The 18,768-nt window shown below is 66.0% G+C and carries 14 protein-coding genes and 1 tRNA gene; 11 read left to right on the plus strand and 4 right to left on the minus strand.

The annotated features are described in order from the left end of the window. The first annotated feature begins 331 nt into the window (after positions 1-331). The gene (locus ACQY5K_RS16800) at positions 332-1,018 is read left to right on the plus strand and encodes a hypothetical protein (protein WP_428117653.1); all 687 of its coding nucleotides are present in this window, start codon (positions 332-334) and stop codon (positions 1,016-1,018) included. A 473-nt stretch (positions 1,019-1,491) separates the two neighbouring features. Here the strand turns inward: ACQY5K_RS16800 and ACQY5K_RS16805 are convergent, their stop codons facing one another. After that, positions 1,492-2,658 (minus strand): nitroreductase family protein, encoded by a 1,167-nt coding sequence (locus tag ACQY5K_RS16805; protein ID WP_428117655.1) that lies wholly within the window; start codon positions 2,656-2,658, stop codon positions 1,492-1,494. Between the two features lie 91 nt (positions 2,659-2,749). Between ACQY5K_RS16805 and ACQY5K_RS16810 the strand changes: the two genes are divergently transcribed. Then, entirely contained in the window at positions 2,750-3,892 is a 1,143-nt protein-coding gene (locus ACQY5K_RS16810) for an acyl-CoA dehydrogenase family protein (protein ID WP_428117657.1), read from the plus strand. 54 nt (positions 3,893-3,946) lie between these two features. Here ACQY5K_RS16810 and ACQY5K_RS16815 read toward each other — a convergent pair whose 3' ends face one another. Together ACQY5K_RS16815 and ACQY5K_RS16820 are read right to left on the minus strand one after the other, a co-directional pair. After that, positions 3,947-5,230, minus strand: coding sequence for an ATP-binding protein (locus ACQY5K_RS16815; RefSeq protein WP_428117660.1), 1,284 nt, complete (start codon positions 5,228-5,230; stop codon positions 3,947-3,949). 143 nt (positions 5,231-5,373) lie between these two features. Continuing rightward, positions 5,374-6,252, minus strand: a complete 879-nt coding sequence (locus tag ACQY5K_RS16820) for a polysaccharide deacetylase family protein (protein WP_428117663.1) — start codon at positions 6,250-6,252, stop codon at positions 5,374-5,376. Positions 6,253-6,378: 126 nt separating this feature from the next. Here ACQY5K_RS16820 and ACQY5K_RS16825 point away from each other — a divergent pair, with 126 nt between their 5' ends. The 8 genes from ACQY5K_RS16825 (at position 6,379) to ACQY5K_RS16860 (ending at position 16,894) form a co-directional block, all read left to right on the plus strand. Next, the gene (locus ACQY5K_RS16825; RefSeq protein ID WP_428117665.1) at positions 6,379-7,995 is read left to right on the plus strand and encodes a DUF3179 domain-containing (seleno)protein; all 1,617 of its coding nucleotides are present in this window, start codon (positions 6,379-6,381) and stop codon (positions 7,993-7,995) included. Between the two features lie 77 nt (positions 7,996-8,072). After that, positions 8,073-8,145: transfer RNA gene (locus ACQY5K_RS16830), tRNA-Glu, on the plus strand. 20 nt (positions 8,146-8,165) lie between these two features. Beyond that, positions 8,166-9,278 carry a DUF4032 domain-containing protein gene (locus ACQY5K_RS16835; protein ID WP_428117667.1) on the plus strand — a complete coding sequence of 371 codons (1,113 nt, stop codon included), beginning with the start codon at positions 8,166-8,168 and terminating at the stop codon, positions 9,276-9,278. 47 nt (positions 9,279-9,325) lie between these two features. After that, positions 9,326-10,939, plus strand: coding sequence for a class I adenylate-forming enzyme family protein (locus tag ACQY5K_RS16840; RefSeq protein WP_428117670.1), 1,614 nt, complete (start codon positions 9,326-9,328; stop codon positions 10,937-10,939). Positions 10,940-10,983: 44 nt separating this feature from the next. Further along, a complete protein-coding gene (locus ACQY5K_RS16845) occupies positions 10,984-12,486 on the plus strand; it encodes an FAD binding domain-containing protein (RefSeq protein ID WP_428117672.1) in 1,503 nt (500 codons plus the stop codon). After that, positions 12,483-14,864, plus strand: a complete 2,382-nt coding sequence (locus ACQY5K_RS16850) for a xanthine dehydrogenase family protein molybdopterin-binding subunit (RefSeq protein ID WP_428117675.1) — start codon at positions 12,483-12,485, stop codon at positions 14,862-14,864. The genes ACQY5K_RS16845 and ACQY5K_RS16850 overlap by 4 nt, the downstream gene beginning before the upstream one ends. Before the next feature lie 21 nt (positions 14,865-14,885). Further along, complete coding sequence (locus tag ACQY5K_RS16855; RefSeq protein WP_428117677.1) at positions 14,886-15,893, plus strand: helix-turn-helix transcriptional regulator; 1,008 nt, start codon at positions 14,886-14,888, stop codon at positions 15,891-15,893. Beyond that, the gene (locus tag ACQY5K_RS16860) at positions 15,890-16,894 is read left to right on the plus strand and encodes a helix-turn-helix transcriptional regulator (RefSeq protein WP_428117679.1); all 1,005 of its coding nucleotides are present in this window, start codon (positions 15,890-15,892) and stop codon (positions 16,892-16,894) included. Before ACQY5K_RS16855 ends, ACQY5K_RS16860 begins: the two co-directional genes overlap by 4 nt. 27 nt (positions 16,895-16,921) lie before the next feature. On the opposite strand, the gene ACQY5K_RS16865 is transcribed toward ACQY5K_RS16860, so the two are convergent. Beyond that, positions 16,922-17,716 (minus strand): endonuclease/exonuclease/phosphatase family protein, encoded by a 795-nt coding sequence (locus ACQY5K_RS16865; protein ID WP_428117681.1) that lies wholly within the window; start codon positions 17,714-17,716, stop codon positions 16,922-16,924. Positions 17,717-17,773: 57 nt separating this feature from the next. Between ACQY5K_RS16865 and ACQY5K_RS16870 the strand changes: the two genes are divergently transcribed. Then, entirely contained in the window at positions 17,774-18,508 is a 735-nt protein-coding gene (locus ACQY5K_RS16870) for an alanyl-tRNA editing protein (RefSeq protein WP_428117683.1), read from the plus strand. The last annotated feature ends 260 nt before the right edge of the window (positions 18,509-18,768 follow it).

An 18,768-nucleotide genomic window follows, 5' to 3' on the forward strand; every position in this document is an offset into this window, starting at 1 on the left:
GGAGAATGCAGACGGTAGTGGGTGTAATCAGATCCCTTGCACCCCAGATAGCGGAGGCAATGCGCGAACCCACGCGCCCAACGGCGACTGCGTCACGCCGTGCGACGACACACAAACGATGACGTACATCGGAGGCTGCACTGTACGGAGCGGTAATGACCTACCGGACGAGTACCAAGCTCATATTGGTAGCGTCCTAGTATCCACGATGTGTGAACTTGTCGAGTCATCTCGAGTTGGGGCGACTCCTCTGGAAGATGTCGGGCGAGGCTGGTATGCGGTAACCATTGATGCCGCACTTGAGACAATAGCAATCTCTTGTGTCCCCGGTGTGACTGAATTCTGGTCGCGCATCCTCGAAGGTGAGATCGACTTCAGGACCGTTGTTGAGACTACTGGTGAAGTGGTGGTTGACACGCTTTGTGGCTTGGCGTCACGTGGAATCATACGCGCTGCTAGAGTAGGGTCATCCTTGACACCGGCGGGATTAGCAATTAATGGTGTTGTGCTTATAACCTGCCTTCCTGCGGGACAGGAGGCAGTTAGCTATGTAATCGACGAATTGTGGTCGCCCGAAGGCGACTGCACTGTGGTTTATCCGCCACCTAGTCCTTTGCTGTTGACTGGTATTGGGGCGGCGCCATACTACGACTGCTCCGGCAATCCCAATACGCCTCCTGCATTGTTTGCCAGCTTCTCCGACGTTCCTTCGACACACAATGGCTCCTCATCCTTGCTGACATTTAGGTTGCATTTCAGCGAGGAGTTTCCCCTTAGCTACGTCACATTGCGCGATCATGCATTCGTCGTGGCCGGTGGTACCGTCACAGGTGCGCGACGCGTGGGGGATGGTATTAACACCAATTGGGAGATTACGGTCAGGCCAGCTTCAGATGGAGCGGTAACTATCGCGTTGCCAGCTGCGACAGATTGTGCTGATGAAGCTGCCATTTGTACCGAGGACGGAAGAACGGCGTTCTTTGAACTGGAAGTCACGATCGAGGGACCCCAAGGATAGCGTTAGGAGTCGCGCCCCACTAGTTGTATCGGCGTTCCGGGATGCCGCTCGACATCGACCAATTGATGTATGCTTTCGGCAATTCACGCTCGTCAGTCGGTGAGGAAGCGAATGGGCCTGGTCTTCACCGCGGAGGCGGGTTGCTGCAACGCCCAGATCTCTCGGCTGTGCTTAAGCAAAGTTGGTCTTTCCTTGTCTAACAGTTCGCCAGCTTCAGGTCGTGAGCGAAGACGACGCACATCCCGTTCTCAAGAGAGGCCGGTATCAACGGCATCTCGGCTTCGCAAATCCGGCACGGGACTGTCGCTCATCGGCTTCATTGCTATGGCCTCATTCTGGCGACGGTTGTATCCACGGGTGCAGGACGCACTCGGGCTGACGAACTCGCGGTTCATCTTGCTGTGCATCGTCGTTTCCGCAACACTCGCGGGAATTGTCATTGTGGCGAAGTTGGTCGGCAATAGGGGTACGGATTAGTCGCTGTCGACGATGGCCTTGACGCCTTCTACGACGCGCTGCATGTTGGCTCGCAGGGTTTCCCGGCGCCGGTTCAGCACGCGCTGCTCCTTGGCAGGATCGCGCAGCGCCATCGGCACGGTGCCGTTGTTCTCCTGACCGATCAGCATCGAGAAGCGCAGTCGGCTGCCGCCGCCTTGCTCGGCGAGGTCGAAGCGCCAGACCGCACCGGGGTTCTCGGTGTCGGTGACCCTCCACTCGAATGCCGTGCGTTCTTCCCATGCGGTGACGATGCAGTCGGTCTCCCAGTCGAATACGTCGGGGATGGAGTTGCGGCCCTTGAAGGTCGAACCAACGCTTGGCGGGCCGTCGGAGGTCCATTCGGCGCCGAGGAACTCCTCGGAGAACTGGGCGGGCATGTCGATGTCGGAGATGACGTTCCAGACGGCCCGGGGCCGGGCGTCGGTATCGATCTCAGCCACGACACCCTGCCCGTCGGCAACGCGGGCGGTGCCGTCGTCACTCGGCCGCTGACGTGTGAAGCCCCACTGGTCGAAGTAGGTGACCTCGCTTGCCGGCCTGCGGGGCGCGGGCGAGAAGTCGGTGCCCTTGGTGTAGGCCACCGGGAAGCACACCAGCGTCGTGAGGCCTGGCGGCATCCCGAGCAGCTCGGCCACCTCTTCGGACTTGTTGTTGAGCATGGTCGCGTAGGCGGTGCCAAGACCGCGGGAGCGCAGCGCCAAGTTGAAGCTCCACGCGGAGGGGATGGCGCTGTCGAACAGTCCGGGCCGGCCGCTGTCGTCGTGAATGCCCCAGATGGCCAGCATCACGAGCGCGGGGGCCTTCGCATAGTTCTCGACGAGGTAGGCGCTGGAGCTGACGATGTGTTCTTTGGGGTGACCGGTGCCGTCGAGACGCCCGCGGGCGTTGATGAAGATGGTTCCGACTTCTGCGTAGAGCTCCCCGAGCTGGTTCTTGAGCTCTTGGTCGCGGATCACGATCCAGCGACGGCTTGCGTCGTTGCCGCCCGTGGGTGCTTGTTCGGCGAGATCGATGCATTCGAAGATGAGTTCGTCGCTGACCCAGCGATCGAGGTCGAGTCGTTTGCGCACCGCTCGCGTCGTCGTGAGCAGGCGGTCCACCTGATCGAGATCGAATCCAGCTTCTGAGATGCGTTCACCCATGGCGGTACGTTAGGTCGCTGCGGCCCATCGGTGCCCAGCCCTACGTCGGCTGATGCACGCGTATCGGGGCGTCTGTTACGAGGAGAATTCAGTGCAGTTGACCGACGAGCAGAGCCAGATTCGCGATGTCGCCCGCGCCTTTGCTCAGCGGGAGATCGCGCCGCACGCTGCCGACTGGGATCGGGCCGGCGGCGCACCTCGGGAGCTGTACCGCCAGATGGCCGACGTCGGCTTGATGGGTGTGATGATCGACCCCTGCTGGGGTGGCTCGGGCGCGGACTTCGTGTCCTACGCACTCGCCATGGAGGAAATTTCGGCCGCCGACGGCGGGATCAGCAACATGATGGCGGCGAACAACTCACCGGTTGCCATGGCCATCCAGAACTCAGGCTCGGAGCAGCACAAACGCGAGTACCTCACCAAGCTGACGAGCGGGGAGTGGCTGGGCTGTTTTCATCTGACTGAGCCGCACACAGGCTCGAATGCGGCGGCGATCCGGACGCGAGCCGTGCGCGATGGTGACGAGTACGTGCTCAACGGCCACAAGGCCTTCATCACCGGTGGCTCGACGGCGGACGTGGCGATGATCGTGGCCGTGACCGATCCCGACGCGGGCAAGCGGGGCATCACGACGTTCATCACACCGACCGACAACCCCGGCTACCGGGTGATCGGCACCGAATCCAAGCTCGGCCACCGCACCAACGACACCTGCCAGGTTGTCTTCGAGGACATGCGGGTGCCGGCTTCCGATGTGCTCGGCGAGACCGGCCGGGGACTCGGCATCGCACTGGCGAACCTGTCGCTCGGCCGCATCGGCGTGGCGGCGCAGGCCACCGGTGGAGCGCGCGCGGCAATGGCGGCGGCCCATAGTTACGCGCGCGAGCGCGAGGCGTTCGGCAAGCCCATCTTCGAGCACCAGGCGATCTCGTTCACGCTCGCCGAGATGGCCACCCAGATCGAGGCTGCTCGGCAGCTCTACCTGCACGCAGCCCAGATGCGCGACCAAGGCCTCGAATGTGCTCGGGAGGCGTCGATGGCCAAGCTCTTCGCCTCGGAGATGGCCGAGCGGGTTGCGTCGAAGGCCATCCAGATTCACGGCGGATACGGCTTCCTCAACGACTATCCCGTTGAGAAGATCTACCGCGACGTGCGGGTGTACCAGATCTACGAAGGCACCTCCGAAGTCCAGAAGATGCTGATCAGCCGCATGCTCGACGGGATGGACTTGTAGCCGGCCGAACTGGTTTCCGTTGCTTGATGTTGTGCAATGGGCGGCTGCGCGTCGTCAGGGGCCGAGTGTGGTGAGGGGTGCTACCCGGACACCGTCGGCGCGGGTGTAGGCGTAGCCGACGGCAGTGATGACGACGAGTCCAGCGAGCTGGTTGGCGCGCTCGACTGCGACCTTGTCTCGCAGCTGATTGAGTGATCGGGCAGCGGTGTCGATCGCCTCGCTGCCGCCCAGCTTGACTTCGACGGCCAGCCAAGTGCCATCGGGCATTTCGACAATCGCATCGGCTTCGAGACCGGCAGCGTCGCGCATGTGCAAGACGCGTCCGTCGTGGCGCTGAGCGAGCACGCGAAGATCTCTGACGACGAGCGATTCGAACAGAAGGCCCAGTGTGGCCGGGTCGCTGAGCAGCCGCTCGGGGTTCGCGCCGAGGGCTGCTGCTGCCAGCGATGGGTCAGCGAGGTGCCACTTTGGGGATTTCCGAAGCGGTGCCCGAGATCGCATCCTGACCGACCATGCCGGTTGTTCCTCGACGACGAAGAGCCGCCGCAGCGCATCGAGGTAGGCACGAACGGTGTGGCGATGCAGAGCGTCCGGTTCGACGTCGGCGGCGAGTGTCCCAGCGCGGGCTTCTGTCCCGATGTTTCGCGCCAGTGAGAGCACAAGTAGCTCGACGCGATGCGGATCATGCGCCGCAGCGCCGTCAAGCCTTCTGATGTCGGTGCGTGCGACTTCCGACAGGTAGTTGCGCAGATTCTGCTGGATCTCATCGAGCGGCAGGTCAAGCTGACCGGGCCATCCGCCCCGGCACGTCAAGCCGGCGATGTCGGACAGACTCACATTTGGCGGGCCGCCATTTGCCGGCTCGCCATGCAGGAGTCCGGCCAGGGACACCTCGCCGGTCGAATCCGACGACTCGTAGAGCGACATCGGACGCATCCGGATCCTCCGCACTCTCCCTGCACCGGTATGGCGGGTGATGTCGTCGGCTGGCTGGGCGGAGCCGGCAAGTATGAACAGTCCCCGCTCTGCGGCGGCATCGCAGGCGTGGCGGACGTGATTCCACAGCGTCGGCATGAACTGCCATTCGTCGAGCAGGCGTGGCGAGTCACCTCGTAGGAGTATGGATGGGTCCACTGCGCCGATGGTCCGCGCGTCGAGATCGGTGTCGAGACGCAGGGCGCTGCGGGCGAATCGCAGACCGGTCCAGGTCTTGCCGCAGGCACGAGGGCCCTCGAGCACGACAAATCCGGATGAACTCAGGGCCCGAGTGACTTCGGCGTCCACGATCCGCGGCGTATAGCCATCTGGCGTGAGTGCTGTCTCAGCAGTGGACGTCATCGGAAGCACTCGTGTTGTTCACTTTGATAGTTGCTGAATATACAGTTTGTGAACAATCCAATATACGGATTGTGGTATGGCCACAAGACAGCGCAACACAATCGCACCCGCGCCGCAACTCCAACCTCGACGATGAGCGTGTGCTACTCGATGCCGAGTTGGCGGCCGCCTCGCCAGGCGTCGGCTACATCGCCCATGCGGGCGTAGGCGACGCCGAGATCGGTCATCTGTTCGATCCAGCGCTCCATCTCGTACAGACGTCCGCCTCGGCCGATGGCCTGGGGATGGAACGTGACCGTGCACACACCGTGTTGGACTTCGTTCACCATCCACTTCACATCCGAGAGGAACGTGTCGAACATCGTGCCGGGGTTCTCGAGCCCGGTCAGGATCGTGTTCTTGAACGTGACGAACTCCAGATGGACGTAGTCGTCGAGGTGCCAGCTGAATGGGAGCTCGACGAGATCGATCTGGTCCCCGAATTCCATCGGTCCGTCGGTGGGGAATTGGTCACCGGTGCGCAGCCAGTACGGCGCGTAGTCGTGCCCCATCAGCGACGAGTCGTAGCTGAGGCCGTATTCACCCAGGAGGTCCAGCGTCCACGGGTTGATGTCGCCCGACGGCGCGCGGTATCCCTTCGGGGGCGAGCCGGTGAGCGACTCGATCTGGGCGAAGGTGCGCTCGAGAATTGCCCGCTCCTCATCTTCGCTCAGGCGCGGGTTGTATTCGTGGGCGTAGCCGTGCAGCCCGATCTCGCAACCGGCGTCGACGACCATCCGGGCGGCATCCGGATACGTGTCGATGGAATGGCCCGGGATGAAGAAGGTGCTGGGGATCTCGTGCTTCGCCAGCAGTTTCAGGATGCGCGGCACGGCGACGGCGCCGAATTCGCCACGGGAGATCGGCGTGGGTGTCGTTTGGCGGCGGGCGATCCACAGTGACGGTCCGTCGAAGTCGAAGGTCAGGCAGACGTAGCCCTTCGGGTTGTCCGGAATCATCTCGGAGCCTGGTTGGGTGGTCATCTTGTCTGCCCCCTTCGGTGCGCAGTGCGGGCGGGTCGCAGTGTCTCCGACCGGTGCCCCGGTGCCGTTTTAGTCCACCAGGCCCGACCCTGCGCTGCGGGGCACCAACCGTAGTATCGGCGGACTATGCGAACGCTGATCTGCGCGTTGGTCGCCACGAGTGTGCTGGCGGCGGCATGTTCAACCGGTTCCGGCGAGACGCAGTCTGACGTCGACGACACCACTCCTGAGGCTCCGGCGACAACGACGACCGGATCGGCGGCCGGCACCGACGCTGCGGTCGAGGTCGAAACCGAGGTCGACGTCGAGGACGACGCGGCTCCGGGCACCGCGGAGCCCACACCGACGACAGAGCCGTTCTTTCCCCGTACCGACGACGGCCGACCATTTCTCGAGCTGTCTCTGGAGGAGAAGATCGACGAGTTCCTCAACCTGCCCAACACGACATTCGCCGCAAACATCGCAGCCGAGATGGGCGGGACGGGGGACGAGCGGTGGGTTCCGTGGATTCTGGACGTGATGCGCTTCGGCGGCACCCGGGACGTCACGCTGCAGGCGATGGGAGCGCTCGAGACGCTGACCGGGGTGGAGAGTTCCGAGGACTTCACTACCGACTACGTCCGTTACGGCTCATGGTCGCGCAGCCAGGCGATTGACCCCGGAGACGACTACGAGGACTGGAAGGGGGTTCTTTACGCGTATGTGGATTTTCGGTACGAGGACCTGCTGGCACAGGTCACTGACCGCGTCACGCTTGCTGCGATCCAGTGGGGCGGTGTCCGGCGCGGCGGGATTCCCGAGCTGAACAACCCGGACCGGCTCACACCGGCACAGGCCGACTTCATGACGCCCGAAGAGTTGGTCCTTGGCGTCGTGATCGATACCGAAGCGGTCGCGTACCCGGTGCGTTTCCTGGCCCGCCACGAGCTGGCGAACGACGTCGTCGGCGAGGTGCCAGTGGCGCTCGGCTACTGCACGCTGTGCCTCACCGCGCTGATGTTCGACCGGCGCCTGCCCGATGGCCGAGTGCTGACGTTCCAGACATCTGGCCTGCTGATGGACTCCAACAAGATCATGATCGACAACGAGACCGAGAGCTTGTGGAACCACCTGTCAGGCACCGCGTTCGCCGGGCCGCTGGCGGGCACCCGGCTCGAACAGTTCCCCGTCGCCACCGCGCGCTGGGAGGACTGGATTGGCGACCACCCCGACACCGCGACGCTCGACACACCCCCGCCGACGTACTTCCCCGAGATGCCCGAGCGTCCGCCGATCGCGTACGACTACACGCCGGGTGCCGCCTACAGGACGTATTACTCGGTCTCCGAGCTGTGGTTCCCGACGTTCGAGACTCCCGACTGGTTCGACCTAAAAGAAGAGGTGGTGACCATCGACCGCAACGGCAACTCGCTGGCGCTGAGCCTTCCCGAGCTGGGCCAAGCCGGACCGTTCGTGTACGTGCTGGGCGGCGAGCCGCTGGTGATCGTGCCGAACCAGGGCGGCGCTCGGGTCTACAGCGCTGCGGGGACCGAGGGCGTGCAGGCAGACGCATGGCGTCACGAGGCTCCCGTCGAGCTCGCTCCCGACGGCGTCCTGCATGACCAACTGCTCGTCACGGGTCTCGACAGACACTCCGGTTTGGACATTGCGCTGCCGCGCATCGTGTCATCGCAGTCGTTCTGGTTTGCCTGGTATGGCCTGCATCCCGACACTGAGATCTGGCCGCCCGTCGACGCCAGCTAGGGCGGCCAGCTCGGGGCGACGCTCATCGGGTCGTCGGTATGCTGGCCGCTCGCTCAGCGGCACGACACGCCGCCGTTGCCCCCATCGTCTAGCGGCCAAGGACACCACCCTCTCAAGGTGGCGGCACGGGTTCGAATCCCGTTGGGGGTGCATTTGTTCGGAGGGTAGTCGTGGACTTGTCGGTGGTCACCCGGCAGCGACATCCCGACTTCTTGGACCTGGCGTGGGATCGGCCCCTGAAGGACTGGGACGATCTCACAGATCGGCTCGTTCAGGTCCGCCGAGGGCGAAGCCGCCACGTCGTTCGCATGGTCGGTTACGACGAGCGGGTGTACGCGCTCAAGGAGACTCAGTACAGCCTGGCGCAGCACGAGTACCGGGTGTTGCGTCACCTCGAGGACGAGCGGCTGCCGGCGGTGCGGGCGGTGGGCGTCGTGACCGGTCGGCGCGCCAGCGACGGCACCGATCTCGACGCTGTGCTGGTGACGCGCTACTTGGACTACTCGCTGCCCTACCAACACGTGTTTCGCACGACATCGGCGGCCCTGCTGCGCGATCGTCTGCTCGATGCCGCGGTGGTGCTGCTGTCGCGGCTTCATCTCGAAGGCATCTTCTGGGGCGACATCTCGCTCGCCAACTTGCTGTTCCGGCGCGACGCCGGCGCACTCATGGCGTATCTCGTTGACGCGGAGACGGCCGAGTGCCAGCCACAGCTGAGCGACGCGCGGCGCGAACACGACCTGGAAATGGGCGTTGAGAACATTGCGGGAGGCCTGTACGACGCCATCAGCGGCGGACTGCTCGAAGACCGAATTGATCTCCTCGAGGTCGCTGGGGAGCTCGTCGATCGGTACCGGCGGCTGTGGACCGAGCTCACCCGCGAGGACGTTGTGTCCTCAGATGAGCGCTGGCGGATCAACGCGCGAATCGAGCGGCTCAATGAGTTGGGCTTCGATGTGGAAGAACTCTCCATCGTGCGATCTGCCGACGGAACCCGGTTGCGGATCCGCCCGATCGTGGTCGAAGAAGGGCACGCGCACCTGCGCCTGCGGCGGCTCACGGGTCTTGAGGTGCAAGAGAACCAAGCCCGGACCTTGCTCAACGCGCTCGACGCATACGGGCTGGTGCTCGAACGCGAAGCGGGCCGGCCGCTGCCCGAAGCAGTCAAGGCCTACCGCTGGCTGTCGAGCCGAGGGTTGGCCAGCAGTCCCGTGGCGAGTTCCTCGCTCGTCGGCTACACCGGTCGACGCCTCGATGAGTCCGGAGATAGAACGGTCCTATGAACGATGTCGAGCGTTTGCCGACACAGCGCTGCCGCTGATCGCCTCTGATGTCGACCGAGCGCACGGCCGAATCGTCATCGGATTGGCACCGCCATCTGCCGTCCCGGCACAGCGCTGCCGATGTTGATCTGGCTGCCGGCGAGACCTTGCCGGCGGTGTGGCTGAATCGCTGGACGACCGACCCGCAACGCACCGTGATCTGCGATCCGCACGAAGGCTGGCTCGACGGCGCGCAGCTGCTGAAACGTTCCCAAGAGATCGCTGCACGGCTGGCGGCTGGCGGCGTCGAGCCCGGTGATCGGGTGCTCATGAGCGGGCCGAGTTCGGCGCGTCTCGTCGCAGCGCACGCGGCGCTGCTGGCCATGGGCGCAGTCGTCGTCCCGCTCAATGGCGCCTATCGAGCCTCCGAGGTGGAAGGCGTGGTCGCGGACTGTCGTCCACGCGCTGCGCTCATCGAGGGCTCTGTGGGCGCTGGCGTGCCGCAGGAGTGGTCGCAGTGGATCCATGACGCCGATTCGTCGGTGATGGTGGCCGCCTTTGATGCCGCAGGTCTGCGGGTGGGTGCAGCCACAGCGCCCGACGACGGACTCCTGGCGCAGTGCGCGCAGCGCCGAGGCAGCGATCCCGCACTGATCGGGTACACCTCGGGCACGACAGGGCAGCCCAAAGGGGCGGTGCTGAGCCACGCCAATCTGCTGGCCTCGGTGCGAGCGCTGGAGCTGGCGTGGCGGTGGACGCCCGACGACGTGCTGGTGTTGGCGTTGCCGCTTTTCCACATGCACGGCCTCGGTGTCGGGCTCCATGGAACGCTCACCGTCGGCGCCCGAGCAGTGCTGATTCCCGAGTTCGAGCCCGATACCGTCTTCGACGCCATCGATGCTCACGATGCGACGCTGTTCTTCGGGGTGCCGACCATGTATTCGCGTCTCGTCGCCTCGTCGCGGGCAGCGGAGCTGTCGGCGTTGCGGCTGTGTGTGTCGGGCTCGGCGCCGATGCCAGCAGAGCTGCACGACGCAGTTCGCCGCGCCAGCGCGCAGCACGTCGTCGAGCGCTACGGAATGACCGAGACTGTGATGCTGGTGTCGAACCCGCACGATGGGCAACGTCGAGCGGGCACGGTGGGGATTCCATTGCCAGGCGTCGAACTGCGACTCGACCGCAGCGAATCCGAGCGGCAGGCGAGTGACGAGACGGGGGTCTCCACCCAGCCGTCGGCGTCGGCGCGAGAGATCCTGGTGCGTGGACCGAACGTGTTCGGCGGGTACTGGGAGCGGCCCGAGGCGAACGCCGAGTCCTTCGAAGACGGCTGGTTCCGCACTGGCGACTTGGGCAGCCTCGATGCGGACGGCTACCTGCGGATCGTCGGGCGCGCAAAGGAGCTCATCATCAGCGGTGGCTTCAACGTGTACCCCCGCGAGGTCGAGGAAGTCATCGCCGAGCACCCGGACGTCACCGAGTGCGCGGTTGGAGGAGAGCCCGACCCCGAGTGGGGCGAGGTGGTGGTTGCGTACGTGGTTGCCGAGCGAGACTTCGACGACGACGAGCTGAAGGACTTCGTGGGTGAGCGCCTGGCGTTCTACAAGCGGCCCCGCCGCACGCACCGGAGAGCGGCGCTTCCCCGAAATGCCCTCGGAAAGCTGCAACGCCACGAGCTCGGCTGAAGGGGTCGCTTGCGGGCTGCGCATCTGACACCCTTGTAGACGCCATGTTTCAGCTTCATGCGGTACAGCGAGCTGCTGCGCTCCCACATCGCTACATCGCACCCGACAGCCTCGACGAAGCCATGGATCTGCTGGCGACCCACGGTGCTGCCGCACGCCTGATCGCAGGCGGCACGGATCTGATGCTGGAGATCGCTCGTGGGGTCCGCACCGGCGTCGACGTGCTGGTGGATCTCTCAGGGCTCCATGGGTTCGATCAGATCACCTACGACAATGGCCGAGTGACGATCGGTCCGCTCGTCACGCACGCCGATGTCATCGAGTCGGCTCCGATGCTGGCGGCCGGCTTGCCGCTCGCGCAGGCCTGCTTGGAAGTGGGCTCGCCGCCGCTGCGAAACCGGGCGACAGTGGTCGGCAACATCGTCACGGCCAGTCCCGCCAACGACACCATCTCCGCGCTGGTGGCCCTCGCCGCCGATGTGACGATCGCATCGGCACGGGGCGAACGCGCAGTGCGGATCGAGGACTTCATTGCCGGATTCCGCCAGACAGTCCTCGAGCCTGACGAGATCGTCACATCGGTGTCCTTCGACGCTCTCGATGGGCCGCGGGCCGACGCCATCGCGGACCGGCGGGGTGTGTTCGTCAAGCTGGGCCTTCGACGGGCGCAAGCGATTTCTGTTGTGCACGCCGCGGTCGTCGTCGACGTGGCGGCGGATGGGACGACGGCCGACCTCGTCGTCGCGCTCGGCAGCGTCGCGGCGACCATCGTGACCGTGCCCGAGGCTGCCGACGCAGCCCGCGGTCGAGATCTGGCCGAGGCGTCGGCGGACATTGTCGACGCAGCGAGACGGACGGCGACACCGATCGACGACATCCGCGGCAGCGCCGAGTACCGATCGCACACTGTCGGCGTCGTGGTCGAGCGTGCCATCGCCGCACTTGCGAACGGCACGCAGGCGCAGCGTTGGCCCCTCCGGCCACCGAGGCTGATGGTGACCATGGGTGGTGAGCACGCCCCGCCGCCGGTGCGAGTCACGATTTCCGAGCCGGCCGACGTCATCACCGCGACGGTCAACGGGCTCAGCCGCAGTGCCGCAGGTGCGTCGGGCAAGACATTGATGGACTGGCTGCGCGACGACCTCGCGCTGACGGGTACCAAGGAGGGCTGTGCCGAAGGAGAATGCGGCGCATGCACTGTGCACCTCGACGGCGCGGCCGTCTTCTCGTGCCTAGTGCCCGCAGGCCGTGCGGCTGGGGCCAGCATCACCACGGTGGAGGGGATTGCGTCGCCTGACGGCAATCTGCATCCGTTCCAGCAGGCGATGGTGGATACCGGTGGCGCTCAGTGCGGGTTCTGCACACCGGGCTTCGTGGTCAGCGCGGCCGCGCTGCTCGACGAGGTGGATGAACCGACACCGTCCCAGATCCAGATCGGCCTGTCCGGGAATCTTTGCCGCTGCACCGGTTACTGCTCGATCATCGAGGCAGTCTCGGTGGCTGCGGCGGCGGCCAGTGCCAATGAGGCGCCACAGGAGGCGCCATGAGGGGTGCCATGGGGGCGCCGCCCGGGTCACCGGGCGCAGCGATCGAGCTGGAGATGCCCGATCAAGCCTCGGGCGGACTCGGAGCGTCACCTCCGCGAGCTGACGGCCCTGCGAAGGTTGCGGGCACCGCCGGCTATCCGGCGGACCGGATTCCCGCAGACGCGCTCTGGGCGTTCGTGGTGTTCACCGATCAGCCGCACGCGAGGCTGACGCACCTGGATCTCGGAGCGGCCGAGCGCTCGCCGGGTGTCGTCGCCGTGCTCGGCGCCGCCGATGTTCCGTGCAACGAATACGGGCTGACGAAGTTCGACCAGCCAGTCTTCGTCGGTCTCTCACACAGCGGAGCCAGCTCGGTCCCGTGCGATGTGTCGCGCTGGGAGGCCGACCACCTGGCGCTCGTCATCGCCGAGAACCTCACCCAGGCCCGGGCCGCCGCGAGCCTCATCGAAGCCGAGTGGGAGCCGCTGGGTGTCGTTGCAGATCTCGATGCGGCGCTCGCGGCCGACGCACCGCTCGTGCACGGCTACGAGGGAATCGGATCGAATCTGTACGAGTCGATGCGCACCCGTAAGGGCGACCTCGAAACGGGCTGGGCTGCGGCTGCGGTCACTGTCGAAGCGACGTACGAAGTGCCGTACCAGGAGCACGCATTTCTTCAGCCTGAAGCAGGCACGTCGTGGATTGACGCCGACGGCACCGTCAACGTCGAGATCGCCGGGCAGTGGGTGCATGAGGACCGCGAACAGATCGCGCACGCACTGGCGCTGCGGAAAGAACGAATTCGGGTGCGATATCCGGCCATCGGCGGCGCGTTCGGCGGCCGGGAGGACATGTCGCTGCAGATCATCCTGGCGCTTGGGGCGTACCGCCTCGCCGAGCGAGGCATCGAGCGGACCGTGGCGATGCAGTGGTCGCGCGAGGAGTCGATCGTCGGCCACCACAAACGCCACCGGGGGCGTATCTGGGCGCGCTGGGGAGCCGATCGCAACGGCAAGATCACCGCAGTGCAGGCGGAGGCGTGGCTCGACGCGGGGGCCTACAACTACACCTCGAACAAGGTGATGGGAAACCTGCACCTCGGCCTCGGCGGGCCGTACGAGCTGGCGAACGCTGCCATCGACACACACGTCGTGTACACCAACGCCACGCCGGGCGGCGCATTTCGGGGCTTCGGCGCGCCGCAGGCTGCCTTTGCCGTTGAATGCCAGGTGAACAAGCTGGCCGAAGCGCTGGGCATGGATCCCATCGACATCCGCCGCATCAACACCCTGCGGGAGGGCTCGCCGAGCATTGCCCACACGCCGATGCCAGCGGGCGTGACCATGCCCGAGGTGATCGAGGCGTGCGCCCACGCCGCAGCTTTGCCGGCGAGCCCCAGCGACGCCGACCCCGACGGCGATTCTGACGCCGACGGCGCAGAGCTGTTCAGCCCGTTCGGTTCGCTGCCCGCGCGACCGTCGTCGTTGCGGCGCGGGCGGGGCTTCGCCTGCGCGTTCAAGAACGTCGGGTTCTCCCTCGGCTTCCCCGAGCGCTGCGAGGCCACGATCGTCCTGCACGGCGAGCCCGGTGACGACACACCCTCGGGGGCCGAGCTCGCGCACGCCGGCGCAGACGTGGGTCAGGGCGCGCACACCGCCTTCCTGCAGATGGCTGCCGAGGCGACCGGTGTGGACCCGGCGTCGGTGGTGGGGCGATTCAGCGACACCGGAACGTCGGGAGACTCGGGCTCGGCTTCCGCGTCGCGCATGACCTGGATGGCCGGCAATTCGATCCTGGGGGCAGCCGAGGAAGCCGAGAAGGCGTGGCGCGAGGGGGATCGGCCGGCGATCGGGCATTTTCGCTTCATCCCGCCGCCGACGACCGAACTGGACCCCGAGACCGGCGAGGGCACTCCCAACTTCACCTACGGCTATGTCGCGCAGCATGTCGAGTTGACGGTCGACATCGACACCGGCCACATCCGCATCGATCGGGTGATCACCGCCAACGATGTGGGACGGGCCATCAACCCCCGTTTCGTGGTCGGCCAGATCGAGGGCGCCGTGGCCCAGGCGCACGGCCATGTGCTCAGCGAGCACCTGCGCGCCAAGGATGGCCGGCTGCTCAACCCCCGCTTCAGCACCTACCTGATTCCCGGAATCGGTGACATCCCGGTGACGACGCAGAGCGTGGTGCTCGAACTTGCCGACCCGCTCGGGCCGTTCGGGGCCCGCGGCATGGCCGAGATGGGGGTGATCCCGTATGCGCCTGCCGTGGCGGCAGCGCTGGCCGAAGCGACCGGCGTGTGGATGGACAGCTTCCCCCTGACCCCCGAGCGGGTGTGGGCGGCACTGAGCGACGCGCAGGCGGCCGCAGGAAACCTTCCCGGACGCCGCTGACGTCGCTCCTACACTCCAACCGTGGCAGCTGGCTCGGGTGCGCAGCGACCGGACGCGACCGAACGCGTCATGGAACTGATGATGTACCTGCTGGCGCGAGATGTGCCCAAGACCCGCGCAGAAATCTGGCGCGACACCGGCCTCTACGCACCGGACGGCACCGCAGATCGCCTGTTGCGCCAGAGCGCCCGTGCCACGTTCGAACGGGACAAGGCGGTGATTCGCAATCTGGGCGTGCGCATCACCGAGTCCATGGAGCACGACGGCGCCACGTCGTACACGATCCGCCGCCGCGACTACTTCCTGCCCGATCTGAGCTTGACGCCCGAAGAGCAAGTCGCGCTGCAGTTCGCAGCCGCACACGTCGACATCGGCGAGACCTGGGATCTGGAGGCGGTCGCCAAGCTGACCAACGCAGCTGACGGTGCCGTAGCCCACGCGGTCGCCGCTTCGAGCGCGTCTGCGGGCGTCGAGCTCGACACCGCGTCAGCGGCAGATGCGCAAGCCCGGGCACTGTTGCCGACGTTGGCTGCCGCTGCGGCCGACCGGGCCGAAGTCCGATTCCGGTATTCGGGCCGTGACCGGAAGGTGTCGCCGCTGGGCCTGCTGGGCAGGTCGCCGCACTGGTATCTGGCGGCGCTCGAAGGCGACGTCGCCAAGACGTTCCGGGTAGATCGCATGGAAGGCGGTGTCACCGTCGGCGAGCCAGGCGCGTTCACCGAGCGCGCCGACATCGACGTTGCGGGCCTGCTGCCGTCCGATCCCATGCAGATCGATGTCGGCGACGACTTCGTTGCCCGGGTGCGCATCGACAACGTCGTGGCCCAGCAGCCGACTGCGGAACGGGGCGAGATCGTCGCACGTGACGACGACGGATCAGTGACGCTGGAAATCGCCGTCCGCAATCGCACGGCGTTTCGCACGTGGCTGCTGGACATGGGCCGTCATGCGGTGGTGCTCGAGCCGCCCGAGCTGGTGAGCGACATCGTCGACTGGTTGTCCGCACTCGCAGGCGGGGAACCATCGTGAGCGGCGTCAGTACCTCGACCAAGGTGCAACGCCTGCTGGCCATTGTTCCCTGGGTGGTCGAACGCGGCGGTGCCACCATCGCCGAGATCGCTGAACGGTTCGAGATGAGCGCTTCTGCGGTGTACGACCTGCTGGCCGCGGCGATGTGCTATGAGGTGGTCGGCGCCGGCATGCACGACAACTTGGGCATTGTCGTGTTCGGCAGCGAGGACCTGAACGGCGAGCCAGGCGGTCGTCCCCAAGGCGGGGCCGCCCATGGCGAGGCCTGGGTGCATGTCGAGCCTGGTGCGATGCTGGATCGGGCGCTGAATCTGTCGGTGCCCCAAGCATTCGGCATCCTCGTGGCTGGGCAATCGGCGCTCTCGCTGCGCGGCGCCGACCGCAGCGGCGCGTTGGCGACCGCACTCGACAAGCTGAGCGCGGCCTACGGCGAGCGCGTCCGCGTCTCGATCGAGCTGGAACGCCCCCGGTGCCTCGATGTGCTCAATGCGGCGCTCGCTGCGGGCACGACGGTGCGTATCCGCTATTACACGCCCAACGCTGACGAGGGGTCGCAGCGGCGAGTGGACCCACTGGCGGTCGCGCTCCATGACGGGCACTGGTACGTGCGCGGCTGGTGCCATCTCCGCACCGATCTTCGGTCGTTCCGGGCGGATCGCATCGAGGAGTGCACCGACACCGGCGAGGTCCATGGTCGCCCGCCCGAGGCGCCGAACGCCGGGTTTGTGGCACACGCGGAAGCCGATGGCGCCACCGACGTCGTGCTGTCGATTCCCCAGGACGACCTGTGGCGTGTCGAGGCGTACCCGTCACGTTCGGTTCGCCCCGACGGCGGCCGGTGCACCGTCACCTACGCCATTCGCAGCGTCCGGGTTCTCCAGCAGATGCTGCTGCGCCTCGGAGCGCAGACCCGCATCGTCAACGCGGCCGATCTGCCCCCAGGGCTCGCCGAAGCGGGCCCCAGCGCGGCAACCTCGGTCCTGGAGCTCTACACGTCGTAGAGCTGGGCTTGAACCAGTGCTCCAGCCTCAGTCGACGAGGTCGACCGCCAGGCCGTAGTGGTCGGAAGCAACGACGCCGTCGACGGGCTCGGTGCCGATGATCTGTATTGCCTTCACGTTGCCGAGCGGAACCGGCCGGGGAGCCGAGACGAAGACGTAGTCGATGCGGCGGTTCGGCCACATCGCCTGGGTGAGGTAGGGATTGGTGCCGCACCACGTATGGCCCGGGCCGTCGCCGGCTTGCGTCCAGGCGTCGTTGAAGACGAGATCGGGAACCGGCGGCGGCCGCTCGCCGGTCAGCAGCCGGATCTCGTCGGAGCTGGGGATCGCGTTGAAGTCGCCGGCGAGGACGACCGGGAAGCCGTCAGGGTCGTGTTCGGCGGCAGCCAACTCACACAGCGTCCGCACTTGTCCTTGGCGGACTTCGCTCAGCGGGAACCGGTGCTCGAGGTGCGTGCAGATGACAGGCACCTCGCCCACCTGTGAATCGGGGTGAGCGATGCGCGCCACGACAGCGCTGCGATGACCGGACTGGTCGCCGACGGCCAGCGAATGCGAGTTCGAGCTCAGGATCGGCGTGCGGCTGAAAATGGCGTTTCCGAACGACAGCCCGCGGCGGCCAAAGCGCGGATGGTGCGCGACCTCCATGGCGAGTGCGCTCGCGACGACGTCGGCTTGGTTCTCGCCGTCTCGTTCGGCCCAGACTTCCTGGCAGCACACGATGTCGGGTTCCAGAGCTTCGAGCGTGGCGATGATGGCGTCGTGGCGGGCGCGCCAGTTGTCGCCGAAGCGCCACCACAGATTCCAGGTCACGACACGCACGGCGTCACCGTAACGGTCGTGCGGTTCGGCGGCCTGAAGAACGTATCTTCTGCTGCAATGCAGACCGATCAGCTCTACTTGCGAGACGCCTATCAGACCACCGCCGAAGCGACCGTCGTCGCGGTGCGTGACGACGGAGCGGTGGCACTGGACCGGACGGTCTTCTACGCCACCGGCGGAGGGCAGCCGCACGACGTCGGCACGCTCGCGGACTCATCGGGCAACGAATGGCAGGTGGTCGAGGTGCGCAAGCAGGGCGACCTCGTGTGGCACAGCCTCGCATTTGACGATGGCGTCGAGCCGCCGACGAACGGGCAGCCCGTCACGGGCACGATCGACTGGGGCCGACGCTTGCGGCTGATGCGGACCCACACGGCGCTGCACATCCTGTGCGGGGTCATCTGGAACGAGTGGGGTGTGCTGGTGACCGGCGGGAACATGGAGCCGCTGAGCGCCCGCATGGACTTCGAGTTCAGTCCGCTGCCCGAAGGGTTTGCCGCTGGTGTCACCGATCTGGTGAACGCCGAGATCGCGGCTGACCGTCCGATCGAAGTCAGTTTTCTCGGTCGAGCGGCGGCGCTGGCTGATCCCGAGCTGATCCGCACGAAGGTGAACCTGATTCCCGAGTCGGTGACCGACATCCGGGTGGTGGACATCGTGGGGCTGGATCGCCAAGCTGACGGTGGCACGCATGTGGCTTCGACGGGCGCGGTGGGGCGATTCGAGATCACCAAGACGGAGTCGAAGGGGAGGGGAAACAAGCGCGTGCGGGTGGTCTTGCACGACGCCTGAGTGACGCTGCGCGGTGGCTGTCCGGGGTGGGTCCTGTCACCGAACACCCCGCAGTCCTCGCAAGCTGCGGCTGCGGGGGCCCCGTTCGGTGCCACCCACCCCTTGTCGCCTGTTTGACGAGCGCTCTTGGTGGGCGCGCGTTTGTTCCGGTACCTTGTGAGAAATGACTCCTCGGGAGGCATTGGGCGGAACGCGCGTCCTCACGCCGTCTGCTCGCCGGACTGTGACGTCGCGATTTGGTGCTTCCCGGCGCGAAGGGC

Source organism: Candidatus Poriferisodalis sp. (assembly GCF_965262965.1).
In the GTDB taxonomy this organism is placed as follows: Bacteria; Actinomycetota; Acidimicrobiia; order Acidimicrobiales; family Poriferisodalaceae; genus Poriferisodalis.